The sequence below is a fragment of the Nitratireductor basaltis genome (assembly GCF_000733725.1).
Classification (GTDB): Bacteria; Pseudomonadota; Alphaproteobacteria; order Rhizobiales; family Rhizobiaceae; genus Chelativorans; species Chelativorans basaltis.
Genome location: NZ_JMQM01000002.1, coordinates 59067 through 75707 on the forward strand (window position 1 = coordinate 59067; position 16641 = coordinate 75707).

At 59.2% G+C, this 16641-nt stretch carries 19 protein-coding genes; 7 read left to right on the top strand and 12 right to left on the bottom strand.

The annotated features are described in order from the left end of the window. The 4 genes from EL18_RS12625 to EL18_RS17380 are packed head-to-tail and all read right to left on the bottom strand — an operon-like array spanning position 1 to position 3395. Positions 1-969 carry a 5-oxoprolinase subunit C family protein gene (locus tag EL18_RS12625; RefSeq protein WP_036484988.1) on the bottom strand — a complete coding sequence of 323 codons (969 nt, stop codon included), beginning with the start codon at positions 967-969 and terminating at the stop codon, positions 1-3. Continuing rightward, a complete protein-coding gene (pxpB, locus tag EL18_RS12630; protein ID WP_036484991.1) occupies positions 966-1619 on the bottom strand; it encodes a 5-oxoprolinase subunit PxpB in 654 nt (217 codons plus the stop codon). The genes EL18_RS12625 and pxpB overlap by 4 nt, the downstream gene beginning before the upstream one ends. Then, positions 1612-3006, bottom strand: a complete 1395-nt coding sequence (accC, locus tag EL18_RS12635) for an acetyl-CoA carboxylase biotin carboxylase subunit (RefSeq protein WP_200875539.1) — start codon at positions 3004-3006, stop codon at positions 1612-1614. The genes pxpB and accC overlap by 8 nt, the downstream gene beginning before the upstream one ends. Further along, positions 2982-3395: an acetyl-CoA carboxylase biotin carboxyl carrier protein gene (locus EL18_RS17380; protein ID WP_051914238.1), complete on the bottom strand. Its 414-nt coding sequence runs from the start codon at positions 3393-3395 to the stop codon at positions 2982-2984. Before EL18_RS17380 ends, accC begins: the two co-directional genes overlap by 25 nt. A 249-nt stretch (positions 3396-3644) precedes the next feature. Between EL18_RS17380 and EL18_RS12645 the strand changes: the two genes are divergently transcribed. Continuing rightward, a complete protein-coding gene (locus tag EL18_RS12645) occupies positions 3645-4319 on the top strand; it encodes a 4-carboxy-4-hydroxy-2-oxoadipate aldolase/oxaloacetate decarboxylase (protein ID WP_081871266.1) in 675 nt (224 codons plus the stop codon). 25 nt (positions 4320-4344) lie between these two features. Here EL18_RS12645 and EL18_RS12650 read toward each other — a convergent pair whose 3' ends face one another. Genes EL18_RS12650 through EL18_RS12660 form a run of 3 tightly spaced genes read right to left on the bottom strand, consistent with a single transcriptional unit; the run spans position 4345 to position 6721 of the window. Further along, entirely contained in the window at positions 4345-5370 is a 1026-nt protein-coding gene (locus tag EL18_RS12650; RefSeq protein ID WP_244444596.1) for a LacI family DNA-binding transcriptional regulator, read from the bottom strand. A gap of 36 nt (positions 5371-5406) precedes the next feature. Next, a complete protein-coding gene (locus tag EL18_RS12655) occupies positions 5407-6030 on the bottom strand; it encodes a gluconokinase (protein ID WP_341872065.1) in 624 nt (207 codons plus the stop codon). Then, on the bottom strand, positions 5930-6721 hold the full coding sequence (locus tag EL18_RS12660; protein WP_036485002.1) for an SDR family oxidoreductase: 792 nt from the start codon (positions 6719-6721) through the stop codon (positions 5930-5932). The genes EL18_RS12655 and EL18_RS12660 overlap by 101 nt, the downstream gene beginning before the upstream one ends. A 122-nt stretch (positions 6722-6843) precedes the next feature. Between EL18_RS12660 and EL18_RS12665 the strand changes: the two genes are divergently transcribed. Next, positions 6844-7803, top strand: a complete 960-nt coding sequence (locus EL18_RS12665; protein WP_036485006.1) for a 2-hydroxyacid dehydrogenase — start codon at positions 6844-6846, stop codon at positions 7801-7803. Then, on the top strand, positions 7800-8843 hold the full coding sequence (locus tag EL18_RS12670) for an L-idonate 5-dehydrogenase (protein WP_036485009.1): 1044 nt from the start codon (positions 7800-7802) through the stop codon (positions 8841-8843). The genes EL18_RS12665 and EL18_RS12670 overlap by 4 nt, the downstream gene beginning before the upstream one ends. A 170-nt stretch (positions 8844-9013) precedes the next feature. Here the strand turns inward: EL18_RS12670 and EL18_RS12675 are convergent, their stop codons facing one another. The 3 genes from EL18_RS12675 to EL18_RS12685 all read right to left on the bottom strand — a co-directional run bounded on the left by EL18_RS12675 (position 9014) and on the right by EL18_RS12685 (position 11945). Continuing rightward, a complete protein-coding gene (locus tag EL18_RS12675; RefSeq protein WP_036485011.1) occupies positions 9014-10318 on the bottom strand; it encodes a TRAP transporter large permease in 1305 nt (434 codons plus the stop codon). 39 nt (positions 10319-10357) lie between these two features. Then, on the bottom strand, positions 10358-10828 hold the full coding sequence (locus EL18_RS12680) for a TRAP transporter small permease (RefSeq protein WP_244444597.1): 471 nt from the start codon (positions 10826-10828) through the stop codon (positions 10358-10360). A 127-nt stretch (positions 10829-10955) separates the two neighbouring features. Beyond that, positions 10956-11945: a TRAP transporter substrate-binding protein gene (locus EL18_RS12685; protein WP_036485013.1), complete on the bottom strand. Its 990-nt coding sequence runs from the start codon at positions 11943-11945 to the stop codon at positions 10956-10958. Between the two features lie 228 nt (positions 11946-12173). On the opposite strand from EL18_RS12685, the gene EL18_RS12690 reads away from it, so the two are divergent. Next, on the top strand, positions 12174-13076 hold the full coding sequence (locus tag EL18_RS12690) for a LysR substrate-binding domain-containing protein (protein WP_036485015.1): 903 nt from the start codon (positions 12174-12176) through the stop codon (positions 13074-13076). Positions 13077-13310: 234 nt separating this feature from the next. Here EL18_RS12690 and gndA read toward each other — a convergent pair whose 3' ends face one another. Both gndA and EL18_RS17850 read right to left on the bottom strand, forming a co-directional pair. Next, a complete protein-coding gene (gene gndA / locus EL18_RS12695; RefSeq protein WP_036485018.1) occupies positions 13311-14720 on the bottom strand; it encodes an NADP-dependent phosphogluconate dehydrogenase in 1410 nt (469 codons plus the stop codon). A 54-nt stretch (positions 14721-14774) separates the two neighbouring features. Further along, the gene (locus EL18_RS17850; RefSeq protein ID WP_152553059.1) at positions 14775-14981 is read right to left on the bottom strand and encodes a hypothetical protein; all 207 of its coding nucleotides are present in this window, start codon (positions 14979-14981) and stop codon (positions 14775-14777) included. A gap of 72 nt (positions 14982-15053) precedes the next feature. Here EL18_RS17850 and EL18_RS12705 point away from each other — a divergent pair, with 72 nt between their 5' ends. The 3 genes from EL18_RS12705 to EL18_RS12715 are packed head-to-tail and all read left to right on the top strand — an operon-like array spanning position 15054 to position 16638. Beyond that, entirely contained in the window at positions 15054-15290 is a 237-nt protein-coding gene (locus EL18_RS12705) for an Lrp/AsnC ligand binding domain-containing protein (protein ID WP_036485021.1), read from the top strand. Positions 15291-15304: 14 nt separating this feature from the next. Further along, positions 15305-15994 (top strand): D-lyxose/D-mannose family sugar isomerase, encoded by a 690-nt coding sequence (locus tag EL18_RS12710; RefSeq protein WP_036486320.1) that lies wholly within the window; start codon positions 15305-15307, stop codon positions 15992-15994. Beyond that, complete coding sequence (locus EL18_RS12715) at positions 15979-16638, top strand: nucleoside/nucleotide kinase family protein (protein ID WP_341872066.1); 660 nt, start codon at positions 15979-15981, stop codon at positions 16636-16638. The genes EL18_RS12710 and EL18_RS12715 overlap by 16 nt, the downstream gene beginning before the upstream one ends. Positions 16639-16641 lie beyond the last annotated feature (3 nt).

A 16641-nucleotide genomic window follows, 5' to 3' on the forward strand; every position in this document is an offset into this window, starting at 1 on the left:
TCAATTCCACGTATTCTGAAGTCGGCGGACCTGGGCAATGCTTTGGCGCATGGCATCCAACATGGCGGTTTCAGCAAATTCCGCCTCCCGAGCCTGCGCCAGATCGACGGGCTGAAATCGAAGGGTGTCTCCGGGCCGCGCTTGTCCGATGCGCCACAAGTCCGGTTCAATGACGCAAGCAATCTTCGGATATCCTCCCATTGTCGCGGAATCGGCCAGCTGGATGATGGGCTGCCCCCCACCGGGCACTTGAACAATACCGGGTGCGATCCCGTGCGAGCGCAATTCACCTTTGGCGTCACGGTCAAGCTCTGGTCCCTCCAGGCGGTACCCCTGACGGTTGCTGGCCGGGGTCACCTTGTAGGGCTGGCCATAGAAGGCGGCACGCGAAGCGGGTGAAAATTCCTTAGTTTCGCTGGATGGCAAAACCCGCAGGACAATATCCGTTGCGTCACCCTCTCGGGGCGTCGGCAGGGCATAGCTGATCGGCATGACACGGGGGCAAGATGCCGTGCCCTTCAGCCGGTCGCCAGGAGCAAGAACGCGACCTTCGTGACCGCCGAATCCTTCTCGCAACTGGGTGCTGCGCGAGCCCAGAATCTCGGGCACATCGATGCCGCCGGGAAGGCCAAGATACACCCGCGCACCGTCGCGCATTGCGCCGAGAGACAATTCTTGTCCCGTCTTGGCGGATCCGGCCCAACATCGCGGCAACGCGATACCGTCCAACGTCGCGCCGCAAGCAGCACCGACCAGAGAGAATGCTGTATCCTGCGTGAACACAAAGCGGGCGGGGCTCAGCGGGATTTCCAGCCCAGCTGCGCCTTCATCATTGCCAAGCAACAGGTTTGCCATCCGCAGTGCTAGCGGGTCCATGGCCCCAGCGCGCCCAAGCCCCTGCCGCCAGTGGCCCACGCGACCCAAATCCTGTACCGTTGCAAGCGGTGGTATCGACAATATCTCGATCATGCGATCACCTCCGCAGGAACGAAGCGAATGGCGTCACCCGGCTGCAACAGGGCGGCCGGCTGCTTGGCTGGATCGAAAAAGCTGATCTCGGCCGATCCGATGGTGTTCCACCCACTTGGCCCGGCCGACGCCGAGACGCCCGTCTGCAAGCCTGCAAGCGAAAGCGAACCGCCCGGCAGGCTCTGCAAGGGGACCTTGCGACGCGGTGTTTCAAGCCGTGGATCAAGTCCGCCGAGGTAGCAATACCCGGCATGGCTGCCGACCGCGAATACGGTGTAATCAGGCGCCGTGTGACGGCGCACCACCTCATCCACACTCAGGCCTGTCAGCTCGCAGACCTCTTGCAGATGTGGACCTCCCGCCCCTCCGTAAACAATATCAATCTCAACGATCTTGCCGGTGAGGTCTTTCCGGCGGCCTTCGGCCCACAGGGCGTCCAATTGGCGGGCCAGATCGTCCAGATCCGTCGGGACACTATCAAACCGCAATGTCAGGTTGGTCATGCCCGGCACCGCTTCTACAACATCATCCCGTGCGCTTGCGGCGTCGGCCAAAGCCCAGAACCGCCGCTGGTGATCGAGATCGAACGGACAATCAACCTGATAAATGAAGGTGCGGCTACCGATTGGAAAGAGACCTTGTTCAGGCATTTGCGGTCTCCCTGGCAGCAAGCCACTGTTCAAAATGGTGGATTGATACACCTCCGGCGACAAATCCCGGCTCGGACAGCAATTGATCATGCAGGGCGGCGTTGGATTTCACGCCTGCGATGCGCAATTCTGCCAGAGCGGTCTGCGCCCTCGACAGGGCCTCGGTCCGGGTGGCGCCAAATGCGATCACCTTGGCGATCATCGAGTCGTAGTGGGCCGGCACCTCTGCCCCTGCGACCATATGCGTATCAACCCGAATACCTGGGCCGCCTGGCAGATGCATCGACGTGATTCGTCCGGGGCTTGGCGCAAAGGTTTCCGGATCTTCGGCGTTGATCCGGCATTCGATCGCGTGACCCGTGGTGGTAATCTGGTCTTGTGTCACGGGCAATCGACCACCGCGTGCCACGTCAATCTGCATGGCAACGATATCAAGCCCCGTCACCAGTTCGGTTACAGGATGTTCGACCTGGATACGGGTGTTCATCTCGATGAAATAGAACTGCCCGTCCTCGTAGAGAAATTCGAAGGTGCCTGCGCCCACATACCCTATCTCGCGGCACGAGGCGGCACAGCGTTCGCCGACTTCGGCGATCAACGAGCGGTCAATTTCCGGGGCGGGCGCCTCTTCGATCAGTTTCTGGTGACGCCGCTGCATCGAGCAGTCGCGGTCACCCAGCCAGATGGCGTGGCCGTGGCTGTCTGCAATGATCTGGATTTCGACATGGCGGGGCCGTTCCAGGAATTTCTCCATGTAGATGTCCGGATTGCCGAAGAAGCGCGTCGCCTCCTGTGCGGTCAACATGGCTGCCTCGGCCAAGTCGTCCGGTGTGCGCACGATCCGCATTCCGCGACCGCCACCACCGCCCGCAGCCTTCAAGATCACTGGATAGCCGATGTCATCAGCGATCGCCTTGACCGCCTCGAGGTCATCGGGAAGGGTGCTGTCAGGTCCGGGAACACAGGGGACACCGGCGGCGATCATCGCTGCCTTGGCCCGGACCTTGCCCCCCATACGACGCATGACATCGGCCTTCGGTCCGATCAGGACCATGCCCGCATTTGCCACCGCTTCGGCGAAGGCGGCGTTTTCAGAGAGGAATCCGTAGCCTGGATGCACAAGGTCGGCGTTCAGTATCTGCGCGGCCTGAATGACTGCCGGGATATTAAGGTAGCTCTTGCTCGCCGCGGCGGGACCGATGCATATCGCATCATCTGCCAGGTCCAGATAGGGCGCGCCGCGGTCGGCCTCTGAAAACCCGCATACGACACGCAGACCCAGCCTACGGCAGGCGCGAATGATCCGCAGGGCAATTTCGCCCCGGTTGGCAACAAAAACGGTCTGGATGGACTGCTGGTCGTTCACGCGCGCACCTTCACAAGGCATTGCCCCGCCTCAACCGAGGAGCCGTCTTCGATACAGATTTCGCTCACAGTCCCCTCGGAGTCCGCGACGATGGCGGTCATGACTTTCATCGCCTCGATCACACAAAGCGTCTGGCCCCTGGTGACCGGCGTCCCGACTTCGACGAACGGCTTTGATGTGGGATCTTCTGCCAGATAGCAGAGCCCTGCGAGCGGTGCCGCAACCACGACAACACGCTCGCTGTCAGTCACTGCCCCACCGTCTGCCGGCGTCTCGTCCATGGTTGGTCCGGCCACGCCTGCAGGCGCCGCCTGACCTCGCCCCGCCGCCACTCCACGCCGCAGCGTGATCCGATGACCATTCTGAACACAGGCGTATTCGTCCAATGCGTTCTGAGCAGCCCATTCCATGCAGGAAATCAGGGATTCGACTGTTAACGACATCTGCGAACCGGGACCTCTTCGCTGGGATCGACTGTGTTTGGTCGAAGTTACCATCGGTCCGGCGCAATGATGTCAGAGCGGTTTGAAATGCCCCCCAGACATTCATATCAATCCGCGATCATGTCAGACCCAACGGATGTTATCCGCCGTCTAACCGCCTTGGTATCCTGCGCGTATCCGGGTTCATACCCGCCGAAGATGCCGGAGGAGCACACATTGCCGCACATCATCACCAAATTCGAACGGGCCAAACCCGAAGACGTTAAGGCACTGTCCAAATTCGGTAGCGCCACCATCCATGAGGCGCAGGGCCGTCTCGGCGCGCTAAGCCCCCGCCTAAAGCCGATTGATCGCAACATGACCGTTTGCGGTCCCGCATTCACAGTTCTGGGCGCCCCGCGCGACAACCTGATGCTGCAGCTTGCGATCGAATACGCCCAAGCAGGTGATGTCATCATTATGTCCGCGGGTGAATACGAAGACGCCGGTTGCTTCGGCGATGTGCTTGGAAATGCTTGTGTCGCCAAGGGGATCGCGGGTGTTATTGTCGATACCGGCGTGCGTGACACCCAAATGCTGATCGAACTGGGTCTGCCGGTTTTCTCACTGAGCGTCTGCATCAAGGGTACGGTCAAGGAGACGCTGGGCCAGACCGGATGTGACATAGTGATCGGTGGGCAGTTGATCCACCCCGGCGATGTGATCTGCGGTGATGCCGACGGCTTGGTCGTTGTGCGCCGCGAAAACGCGGCAGAGGTGGCGCGCCTGTCGCAGGAGCGTGAAGATGTCGAAGCAGATCTGATCGAGAAATACAAGGCAGGCCGCACTGTAATCGACCTTTGCAAACTCGAACCGGTTCTCAAAGCCAAGGGACTGACCACCGACCTTTGAGTTGATCTGCGCCGCTTGTGGCCCTTCAGGGTGTCGAGCGGCGCAATATCAGGTCGGGCTGGATAATGTGTTTCTGCGCGACGCCCTGTACGGATGCTTCCAGCAACTCCACCACCAGATCGGCTGTACGGGCACCGATCCGACCGGCGTAAACGTCAATCGTTGTCAGAGGCGGTTCGCACACTCGGCCGATTTCGTAGTTGCCATACCCTGCCACCGCGAGGTCCTCTGGGACACGAACACCGCGTCGCGCACATTGCGCCAGCACGCCGAAGGCAACCAGATCTGACACACACAATACCCCGTCCGTATCGGGGAAATGATCCAGCAATAGATCAAGCCCCGACGCACCCTCTGTCATTCCGACGGGTGCGGCACCTGCAGGTACCAGTCTGCTGGCCTCAAGACCGTGAGATTCCATAGCCTCGACGAATCCTGCGCGTCGCTGGACACCGCGCTGATCGGCGTCGGTTTCCCCACCCAGAAATGCCAGCCGATTGCGACCGGATTTGATCATGTGATCGACCAGGGTCTTCATTGAGGTTCGGTTGGAAAAACCGACGACGTGACCAATCGGTTTCACGGGCATGTCCCAGATTTCGACGACGGGAATAGCAACATTCCGCAACATCGCGCGCGTGCGAACGGTGTGCTGGCCACCGGTCAGAACCACGGCCTCGGGATTGCGGCGCAACAACTGGGCGATCAGGCGTTCTTCTTCATCAACATCGTATTCGGTGTTGGCCAGCAGGATCTGGATACCCTTCTTCAACAGCCCCTGTGACAAGGCCCGAACTGTCGCCGAGAAATTGGCATTCTCGATTGACGGGACCGTGACCGCAACAAATCCGCTGCGGTTCTGGCGCAGGTTCGCAGCAGTCGCATCAAAGACGTAGCCCAACTCATCCGCTTTCGCGAGAATTGCCGCGCGGGTGCGTGAACTGATGCCCCCATCGCCCTTGAAAGCGCGCGACACCGTCATCGCCGACACCCCCAGGGCGGCCGCGATATCCGACATCTTAACCTTGCCGTGATGCGCGTGCTTTTTCACGAAAGTCCTCCGGATGGTCAACGATAGGTAGCCACCTCATGAGGCTGCGGCAACCGGCAACGGTCGGCTTGCGATGCGAGCCATGATCCGGTGCACCGTCACCTCTACCGGTTCGTCCGTGCTTATGATGATCGCCTGCTCTTTGGCAGAAGGCACTTCCAGACATGCAACCTGGCTGGCAAGCAGAGAAGCCGGCATGAAATGTCCCTGCCGCCCTTCCAGCCTGGATTTCAAGGTCGCTTTTGACCCATGAAGATAGACGAATATCGGCCGGACGGGCGCGGCGGCGTCAAGGATTATCTCTCGGTAGCAGGCCCTCAGCGCCGAACAGCCAAGGATCATGCCAGCAGGCGCACCAGCCAGACTGCGACCGCATTCGGCCAGCCACGGCGCTCGATCATCATCCTGCAGGGGGATGCCCTGCCGCATCTTCTCGATGTTGGCAGGGGGATGCAAATCATCGCCATCGACATAGGGCAGGCCGGTCCGGCGTGACAGCGCTTTCCCGATCGTTGACTTGCCACACCCACTGACCCCCATCAGGACGATGTATCTGCACTCAAAGGGAGACACTGATACCACCATCCACGAAGAGCACATGCCCGTTGACAAAACTTGCCGCGCCCGACGACAGGAACACACAAGCGCCGACCAGTTCATCCACCTTGCCCCACCGCCCTGCGGGGGTGCGCTTTTCGAGCCAGGCGGTGAACTCCGGATCCGCCACCAGGGCGGCATTCAGCGGGGTCTCGAAATAACCCGGCGCAATGGCGTTACATTGCAGACCATGCTTTGCCCAGTCGGTAGCCATTCCCTTTGTCAAATTGGCGACAGCGCCTTTCGTGGCCGTATAGGGTGCTATTCCGGGGCGGGCCAATGCGGTTTGAACGGAACAGATATTGATTATCCTGCCCTTGCCGCGCCCAATCATGTAGCGGGCGACGGCCTGACCGACATTGAACACCGATGACACGTTGGTCTGCATCAGCATCTCGAAGCGGTCCGCAGGAAAATCCTCCAGCGGTGTGCGGTGCTGCATCCCCGCATTGTTAACGAGGATATCGATCGAACCGGTTTCAAGCTCGTATGCATCTACCGCCTTGCGCACGGCGTCGTGGTCGGTGACGTCGAAACACAGGGTATCGACCTGAGCGCTCGGGCATGCGTCCAGCAACGCTGCGCGGGCCGTATGCAGCTTGGCCGCGTTACGACCGTTCAGCACAACAGCGGCCCCGGCGCGGGCCAGGCCCAATGCCAGCGCATAGCCGATCCCCTGGGAGGAACCGGTCAGCAGCGCACGTTGACCATCAAGGCCGAAACGGGCGCTGAGGAAGTCGTTTTGGGGAGGCATCGCATCTTTCCTTCAATGGCTGTCGACATCATCAACTTCAACCATTATGTTATCGATAACTATTTTGTTCAAGTGTCAGAATCGCCAGTTGCCACACCACTGGCTGAAAAGGAGTCATCTTCATGGACAAGCCTGTTATCCTGCAGATGGGGGAATATCCCGCGTGGGACGAAACCCCACTGAACGCCCGCTTCGACATGCGTCGCATCTTTGACGCGACCGATGCAGATGCGTTCCTTGCGGAACATGCTCCCTATGCGCGAGGCATTGCGACACGCGGCGAACTTGGTGCGTCCCGTGCCGTGATCGATGCCTGTCCAAAGCTGGAGATCGTATCGGTTTACGGTGTCGGATATGATGCGGTCGATCTGGACGCATGTCGAGCCCGAGGCATTCAAGTCACAAACACGCCAGACGTATTGTCAGGCGACGTTGCTGATTTCGCGGTAGCGATGATGCTGGCTCAAAGCCGCGGCATCGTGGCTGGGGACGGCTGGGTCCGCAATGGCGACTGGACCAAACGGGGAGCTATGCCACTGCAGCGCCGGGCATTCGGACGTCGCGCCGGAATCCTCGGGCTGGGGCGCATCGGCTTTGAGATCGCCAAGCGGCTTTCGGGCTTTGACATGAAAATCTCTTATACCGATGTTGCGCCTAAGCATTACGCACAGGACTGGACCTTCGTTGCGACACCCGAAGAACTCGCCACGCAATGTGATTTCCTTTTTGTCGCTGCCGCGGCCTCCCGGGAAACCCGACATATCGTGAACGGCGACGTGCTGGCCGCGCTGGGCCCCGATGGCATGTTGATCAATGTATCGAGAGCATCCAACGTGGATGAGGACGCCCTGATCGCAGCGTTGAGCGATGGCACGCTAGGTGCTGCCGCCCTTGATGTCTTCGAAGGCGAACCGGCCCTTGATGAGAGGTTCCTGTCGGTACCCAACATCATGCTGCAACCACACCAGGCCTCCGGCACGGTAGAGACCCGCAAAGCCATGGGCGCTTTGCTACGGGCCAATCTAGAAGCCCATTTCAGCGGCAAGCCGCTGATTAGCCCGGTATCTGAGGTAGCACCATGAAAGCTCTTGTCATTCATGCCCCCAAGGACCTTCGCCTCGATGACGCCACGGCAGATGCAGGTCGTCCCCTTGCCGCTGGCGAAATACGCATCAAGGTAGCTGCCGGCGGGGTCTGCGGGTCCGACCTGCACTACTACCATCACGGTGGTTTCGGCAATGTCCGCTTGCGTGAACCGATGATCCTGGGCCATGAAGTTTCCGGCCATGTGGTAGAAACCGGGGCGGGTGTCAGCGGCCTGAGGGAGGGCGATCTGGTCGCTGTATCGCCTTCGCGACCCTGCGGCGCCTGCACATATTGCCACCTTGGCCAGCCCAACCACTGCGAGAACATGCGCTTTTACGGCTCTGCAATGCCGTTCCCGCATATTCAGGGCGCGTTCCGCGAGGAATTGATCGCGAGTGCCATCCAATGCGTGCCGGCCAATGGACTAACGGCAGGTGAAGCAGCGATGGCCGAACCGTTGGCCGTAACGCTTCACGCGATGCATCGCGCGGGACCGCTACTCGGCAAAAACGTCTTGATCACCGGTTGCGGGCCGATCGGTTTGCTGGCGATCGCCTCGGCGAGATTGGCAGGTGCGGCAAGCATCACCGCGACTGACCTTTCGGACTTTACGCTGGAGATGGCGCGCCGCATGGGCGCCGATCGCGTTATCAACACCGGCACTCATGCGGACGGCCTTGCGGAGTTCAACGTCGGAAAGGGGCACTTCGATGTACTCTTTGAATGCACAGGCGTTGCATCTGCATTGATCCCTGCCTTGTCCACCATGAGACCTCGGGGTGTGGTTGTGCAACTGGGGTTGGGAGCCGACATGCAACTGCCGATCACCCTGATTGCGGCCAAGGAACTCGACCTGCGGGGGTCTTTCCGGTTCCATGCCGAATTTGCGACAGGTGTTTTGGCGATGCAGCAAAAACGCATCGACGTGCGGCCGCTGATCACGCACGAATTCGCGTTGGAAGATGCCGAGAAAGCGTTTCAAGCGGCATCAGACCGGAGCTGCGCGATCAAAACCCAGATCCAATTTTCGGCCTAGAATATGTTATCGATAACCGTAGCGCTTGTCCACGAAGCGGCACTGGCGTGCGGGGCGAGGTAAGCAAGTCGCGCACCTAGACGAGGCGATACAAAAAGATCAAACCCGGGCCAGAGCAACTGGCCCGGGTTTTTTATCTTGGGTGAAGCGCGTTGAGCGGGCTCGTCCACCTAACCCAACAGCAGATCAGGCATGATGGTCACGATCTGCGGGAAGAGCGCCAACAGGATCACAAACAGGATCATGATCAACAGGAACGGGAATGTAACCTTGGCGATATAGCCGGTGCTACGTCCGGTGATGTTTTGGATCACCGCAAAGTTGAAGGCGACAGGCGGCGTTATTTGCGCCATTTCGACGACCAGCACCATGAAGATACCGAACCAGACCTTGTCAAAGCCCGCAGCCTCCACCAGAGGCAAAACCACCGGCAAGGTCGTGGCGATCATGGAAAAGCCTTCCAGTGCCGTGCCAAGAACGAGATAAAGACCGATCAGGGCGAGGATCAGCACGATCGGGGAAAGGTCCAGTGCCGTGACGAAATTGGCGACAGCGGCGGGAATGCCAAGTGTTGATGTTACATTGCCCAGCACCGACGCGCCCAGGATGATGATTCCCATCACGGAACAGGTCTGGACTGCGCCGAGCACGATGTCGCGTAGCACCTTCAGCGACAGACACCGCTGGTAGAGCGACACCAGAAATGCACCGACCACGCCAAGTGCTGCCGCCTCTGATGGAGTTGCAAGGCCGCCATACATCGATCCCAGGACACACAGGATCAGGAACAGCGCAGGGGCAAGACCGCGCAATGCTGCAAACCGCTCACGCAGGGGCATATGCCGCAGGGCCCTTTCGCCCTCGGGGATCAGGTCAGGCTTCAGCGCACTGCGGATCATGATATATGCGCCAAAGGTAGACGCCAGAAGCAAACCGGGCAAAAACCCTGCCGTGAACAGGCGCAGAATCGATTCATTAGCCAAAACGCCATACATGATCATCACGGTTGAAGGCGGGATCAGAAAGCCAAGAGTTCCTGCCCCTGCGAGCCCCCCGATAGCCAGTTCCGGTGAATAGCCGCGCGACAACAGTTCTTTCAACGTCATGCGGCCAACGACCTGAGTTGTTGCAGCCGAAGAGCCTGAAATCGCAGCAAAGATTGAACAGCCGACGATGTTAACGTGCAATAGCCGACCGGGCAGCAACCCCGTCCACGGGGCAAGTCCGGTGAACAGCGTCTCTGAAATCTTCGTGCGGAAAAGGAATTCACCCATCAGGATGAACAACGGCAGCGCGACCAGATCAGGCGTTGTCAGGATATTGAAGACGTATTGCGGGAACAGCTTGTCGATCGGGATATGCGTAAACATAAGCATCAGCCCGATCGCGGTGGACAGCAAGGCAATTCCAATCCACGCGCCCGCCGCCAGAGTTCCGAAAAGCAGCCCGAACAGGCTGGAAACGATCGCTCCCATGTGAGGTGCCCTCAATTCTTTTTGGCCAGGTCAGGCGCGTTATTCGATGGCGCTAGCGGCCCCGAGCGTTGGGTTTTCAAGTGGATGTCCGGCCAATGCGCTGACCAGGCGTGCCACCATCTGGAAGGCCAGAACGGAAGCTCCGAGCGTCAGCACCGCCTGTGGCACCCACAGCGGTGTATAGCTTTCCTGTGACACCTCTCCGTAGCCATAGGTGCGCAGGGTGAAATTGAACAGCCAGACCGCCATAGTGACACTGACCGCAGACCCCAATATGGCTGAAACCACTTCAAGCACGCGGACCACGATGCGGTGACTTGACGACATCACGAGTTCAACCCGCAACTGCAAGCCCGCCCGCAGGGTCATGCCCGCCCCCAGCAGAAAGGCGGCACCCATCAGATAGGCGCTGTATTCCCAACCGATGCCAGTGCCGGAGGGTATAAAATGCAGGTATCTGCTGAAGAAAGCCAAGAAGATGTCCGCCAGCACAAGAAGGGTCAGTGCCACGATGCAAAAACCTGCGATCCAGGCCCCAAGCAGCGAAACCAGATCTGCAGCCCTTTGAAGGGCTGCAACTGGTCCGCGGGGCAACGGTCGGATGGCCGTAGCACCGTTGTTGGAGGTGGCCCTCGCTTTAGTCATTGGCGCGGGACTGAAGATAGGCATCCGCGATGGGCTTGGCCGCAGGAACGCGTGAGAAGAATTCGTCCTGCACGGTCTGTGCCCGCGCGCCGATCTCGGCCATCAGGTCATCAGATAGCGGTACAAGAGTCATGCCTTCGGACTCCATCTTGGAGATGCTGCTCACATCTGCAGCGCGCGACACTTCCCAGAACTCAGGCTCCAGCTTGGCGGCGACTTCTTCGATGGCAGCACGGTCCTCTTCGGAAATCCGGTTCCAAACATCCAGATTTATCGTGACCGCATTCGACCCCCAGGTGTGATTGGTGGCGTAGATGTAATCCAGAAATTCCCAGAAACGTCCGTCCACACCGGAAGTAGCAGATGTCGCAACGCCTTTGACGCGACCGGACGCCAATGCGGGCAGCAGCTCACCCCAAGGCATCACGACACCCTCCATGCCGATACTGCTGATGATATCGACCGTGTTTTTGTCAGCGCCACGTACGGGGATACCTTCGAAGTCCTCGATGGTTTCTACCATTGTATTGAGGTAAACGTACTGCGCAGGCGACGGCACCATGTAGAGCAGCTTTTGGTTATTCTGCTCGAAGAGGTTTTCAAGCTCCGGGCGCAGGAAGACATGGTAGGCTTTCAGGTCGTCCATGGAGTTGACCAGGAACGGAACACCTTCGGCACCGAAAAGCGGGTTGCTCCCGACCTGCTGGCTGATGTTGATGTCAGCCATGTCCACCAGTCCGTCACGCACGGCACCCAGCTGATCGGGGCCCTTGAAACCCAGCGCGCCTGCTGCGCTCACGGTGATAGTGACTTCGCCATCCGTGGCATCTTCGACAGCCTCGGCGAACGCGCGCGCGTTTTCGACCATGAAGTTACCTTCGGGCAGGACGTCCGAGAGCCGCAGATTGGTTTCCGCGGTGGCAGCGCTGGCTGTGGCAACGGCTGTTGCAATGCCCAGAAAGAAAGACTTGAAGACAGTCATGCAGTTCCCCATCGTGGTTGATCGCTGGCCACCAAAACATAATGAGCAGAGAGACCAGACATTCTTGTTTGTTCCGACGACAGGTTAGGGAAATTGACAGCGTCGCGGAAACACAGCTTCATTCTGATGTGATCGCAGAATCTTATGTATCAGCAGGCGCAGCTTACGCCGGGTTCGCTTCAAATCTTGAGCTTGGCGTATCGACTGAGGACCGTTTAGTAAAGCACTATGGACATTCGAAAGCTTCACTCCTTCGTCAAGATCATCGATATCGGAAGCATCACTCGCGCCTCTGCTATCCTCCACATCGCGCAGCCGGCGTTGAGCCAGCAGGTTGCCGGGCTCGAATCGCATTATGGCAAGCCATTGCTGGTGCGATCGAAGCGTGGCGTGGTGCCGACCGAAGCAGGCAAGGTGCTCTACCGTCATGCACAGATCATCTTGCGGCAAATGGATGAAGTCGAACTGGATATTCAGACGGCGTCGGAAGACATCCGCGGGACCGTACGTGTCGGTCTTGCTCCGCTTGGACTTGGGTCACTTCTGGCCGCGCAACTGATCGAGAAGCTGCGTCGCGACTATCCAGGAATCATGCTTTACATAAACGAGAATGTCGGCGGCGGCGCGATGAGTGAGCTCATCATGACCGGCAAGATGGACGTTGCGTTGATCTTCTACCCGGGAGCGATCCCCAGCCTGGCCTTTGAAAAAATATCGACAGAGGAACTTCACCTTGTCACGACATCGGAGAGATTCGATGACGTAGACGAGATCGCCTTTGCCGACGCCGTAGCCCGCAAGTTGATCCTGCCGAGCAAGATTCACACACTGCGGCAAGTCATCGACACTTCCTTGGTGCGGAAGGGAATAACGGCCCATATTGTCGCCCAAACTGAATCGATTTCAGTCCTTTCCAACGCGCTGAGCGAAGGTCTGGCGGATACGATCCTGCCGCTGTCGGCTGCGAAGGCCGTGCAGCGGCGTGTACCAGAGGCACGGATATGTCCTATCCGGCGACCGAACATGCACAGCAACATGGCTGTCTGCTGGTCCGCGCAATTACCGCTAAGCGAGGCTACACTCGCGGTGCAGAAATGCCTGATCGACCTGTCTCTGCAGCTAACGCGGTAAACCAGTATGGTGTCCGTATTTTGAGGCCGGCAGCAGGCCGGGGCGAAACCGTATTGAACAGGCTCAAGAATCGGAGGTACGTGGCGACCTGCCACGGCAGTGCGCCTTCCTATCGTTCTTCACCCTCGCAGCTTCCCTCTTCCATCGGTTGTCGACCCTGACCCTCCTGGACGTTCATCCAGACCGACTGCAGGCCGCCGTGGCTTCCCTCCGCCACGGCGGCACTTTTTTATTTCAAGACCAGTTGCCGTGATGCGCGCCCGGTGCGTCGAAACGCTCGAAGCTGTGGGCTCCGAAGAAGTCGCGCTGGGCCTGGATAAGATTGGCGGTACCGCGACCGAGCCGGAACTGGTCGAAGTGACCGAGCGCGGAGGCAAGGGCGGGGACCGGCAGACCGGCAACAGCACTTTCGGCCACCGTCTTGCGCAGCGCGCCCTGGGTGCGGCTGATGAGGTCGGAGAAGGCATCCGTCATCAGAAGATCGGTCTTTTCCGTCTCCGCCTCATAGGCGCTGGCGATCTCGTCAAGGAACTGCGAACGGATGATGCAGCCGGCGCGCCAGATGCGCGCGACTTCCGCCAGCGGCAGATCCCAGCCGAACTCTTCCGATGCAGCCGTCATGACCGCAAATCCCTGCGCATAGGCGATGACCTTGCCTGCCAGAAGCGCGTCTTCCAGCATCGCGATGCGGGCGTCATCCAAAGTCTCGATGGAACCGGTTTCAATCTTGAAGCGCTCTTCGGCCTTGATGCGCAGATCTTTCATGGCCGAGAGGCTGCGGGCTGCAACAGCGGCTTCGATTGCGGTCGCGGGGATGCCAAGCGACTGCGATTCGATGGCAGACCAGCGGCCCGTGCCTTTCTGTCCCGCGCGGTCCACGATGATGTCGACGATGGGCTTGCCGGTCTTGTCGTCCGTGACACCCAGAACCTTTGCCGTGATCTCGATCAGATAGGAGTTCAGGCGCCCCTTGTTCCAGCGCTCGAAGATCTTGCCGATTTCGGCCGGTGCCATGCCTGCGCCATCGCGCATGATGCCGTAGATTTCGGCGATCATCTGCATGTCGGCATATTCAATGCCGTTGTGGATCGTCTTAACGAAATGTCCCGCACCATCGGAGCCGAGCCATGCCTCGCAGGCTTCGCCCTTGTAGCGTGCGGCAATCGCCTGAAGAACCGGCTTGATGTGGTCATAGGCTTCTCGCGGACCGCCAACCATGATGGAAGGACCGTGACGCGCGCCTTCCTCACCGCCGGAGACACCCATGCCGATGAAGCGGGGACCGCTGTCGCGCAGCGCTTCCATGCGTCGACGCGTGTCGCGGAAATTGGCATTGCCGGCATCGATGATGATGTCGTCGGCGTCGATGATGTCTTTCAGCGCCTCGATCTGCTGATCGACGGCCTCGCCGGCCTGCACCATCAGGATGATCGGACGTGGCTTCTCGATGGCATTTGCAAGTTCTTCAAGGCTGGAACAGCCGATGATGTTCTCGGCGAGTTCGCCGGCTTCCGCGACAAATGCATCCGTCTTTTCGCTGGTACGGTTGTAGACCGCGATGCGAAAACCCTTTTCAGCGATGTTGAGCGCGAGATTTGCGCCCATGACCCCAAGGCCGATCAGACCGATCTGTGCTTTCTGCATGTCAGGCTTTTGCCCCCGTTGGTGCGGGCGGCTTGGCCCGCTGTAAATCTCAGTTCAGCTCTTGCGGCTCTTTCTACCGTAATGCTCGAGCCGGTGGTGGACGATCTCGTAGCCCAATTCGTCAGCGATTTCATCCTCCGGGACGTCAATTTTGCCGTTTGTCGCGGCGTTTTCTGGCGCTGCGGGCAAATTTTTCAAGCCGCACGGATGTCGGACATGATGCGAAGACAGCCGTTCAATGGAGTTGACACGGCAGGTCATTCAATGAACCCTCCGCGCGACCATGAAAGCGGCAAGAATGCCTGCGCTGTGTGAGTATCTGAAAGGGCCATCATGAGACCGGTATTCGTTCAACTGCGCTGCAAGCCCGGCAAGACCTACGAGGTGGCCGATGCGCTTTATGAGCGCGAGATTGCTTCCGAGCTCTATTCGACCAGCGGCGATTACGACCTGCTCCTGAAGGTCTATATCGATGATGGTGTTGATGTCGGCAAGTTCATCAATGACCACATTGCCAATGTGCCGGGGATCGAGCGCTCCCTCACCACACTGACCTTCAAGGCTTTTTGAGCGGGTGCATGACCATGAAGCGATCGCAGGTCAACGAGATCATCCGTGAAGGTGCGGCATTCATCCGTTCCTTCGGCTATGTGCTTCCGCCCTTTGCCGATCTCACGCCGGACGAGATGAGGGCGCGGGCGCCCGAGCTCAAGGGGCTGATCGATGCCAGGCTTGGCTGGGATGTGACCGACTATGCCGGAGGTGACTTCGACGCGAAGGGGCTGTTTCTCTTTACGGTACGCAATGGCAATCAGGATGATCTGAAAAGCGGACAAGGCATGCTTTATGCCGAAAAGATCATGATCTCCCGCAGGGACCAGATCTCGCCGATGCATCGCCACGTGGTGAAAGCGGAGGACATCATCAATCGTGGTGGCGGAACGCTCGCCATCCAGATTTTCGCCTCCGAACCCGACGGCTCGATCGACCGCGACAGTCCGGTGACCGTTGCGACGGACGGCATCGATCGTCAATTGGCTGCAGGCGGAGTGCTGAATCTCGCTCCAGGCGAAAGCGTGACGCTCATGCCCGGTGTCTGGCACAAGTTCTGGGGCGAAGGCGGCGATGTGCTCATCGGAGAAGTCTCGACAGTCAATGACGACCTCACCGACAATGTCTTTGAAGAGGCAATCCCGCGTTTCTCGCCTATCGAGGAAGATGAAGCGCCCTGCCGCCTTCTCGTTTCGGATTACGATCAGTGGCTCGCGTCCTGAGCGAAAACAGTCGCGCTGGCAACGCTGAAAGGCTTGCGCAGGCATTGATCGAAAGACGCTCTGGCAAAAGACAGATGATCGCCATAGCCGGCGCACCCGGCTCGGGCAAGTCAACCCTTGCACATGATGCGGCCGAAGCCTTGGCGGCGCGGGGCGTGAGCGCAGCCGTAATCCCGATGGACGGCTTTCACTATGACGACGCGGTATTGGCCGAGTTGAAGCTCAGCGACAGGAAAGGGGCGCCGGAAACATTCGATTTCGAAGGTTTCGAATGCCTGTTGAAGCGGTTGGCGTCAGCTCAAGCGGCTGTCGCCATTCCCCTGTTCGACCGCAGCATGGAGCTGTCGCGTGCGGCAGCCGCACTCGTTCATCCAGAGACTGAAATGCTGCTTGTGGAGGGAAACTACCTGCATCTCGATGAAGAGCCGTGGCGCCGGCTGAGCACCTTGTTCGATCTGCGCATTTTTCTGGATGTAAGCCTTGAGGAACTGGAGCGGCGACTGAACGCACGCTGGGCCGACCACGGCCGCGAGGCGGAGGCTGCGCTGAGATGGGTTCAGGACAATGACCTTCCCAATGCGCGGCGCGTCATCAACCACCGCCTCCCTGCCGACCTTGTTCTTGGCGGGAACTTCACCAACTAACGG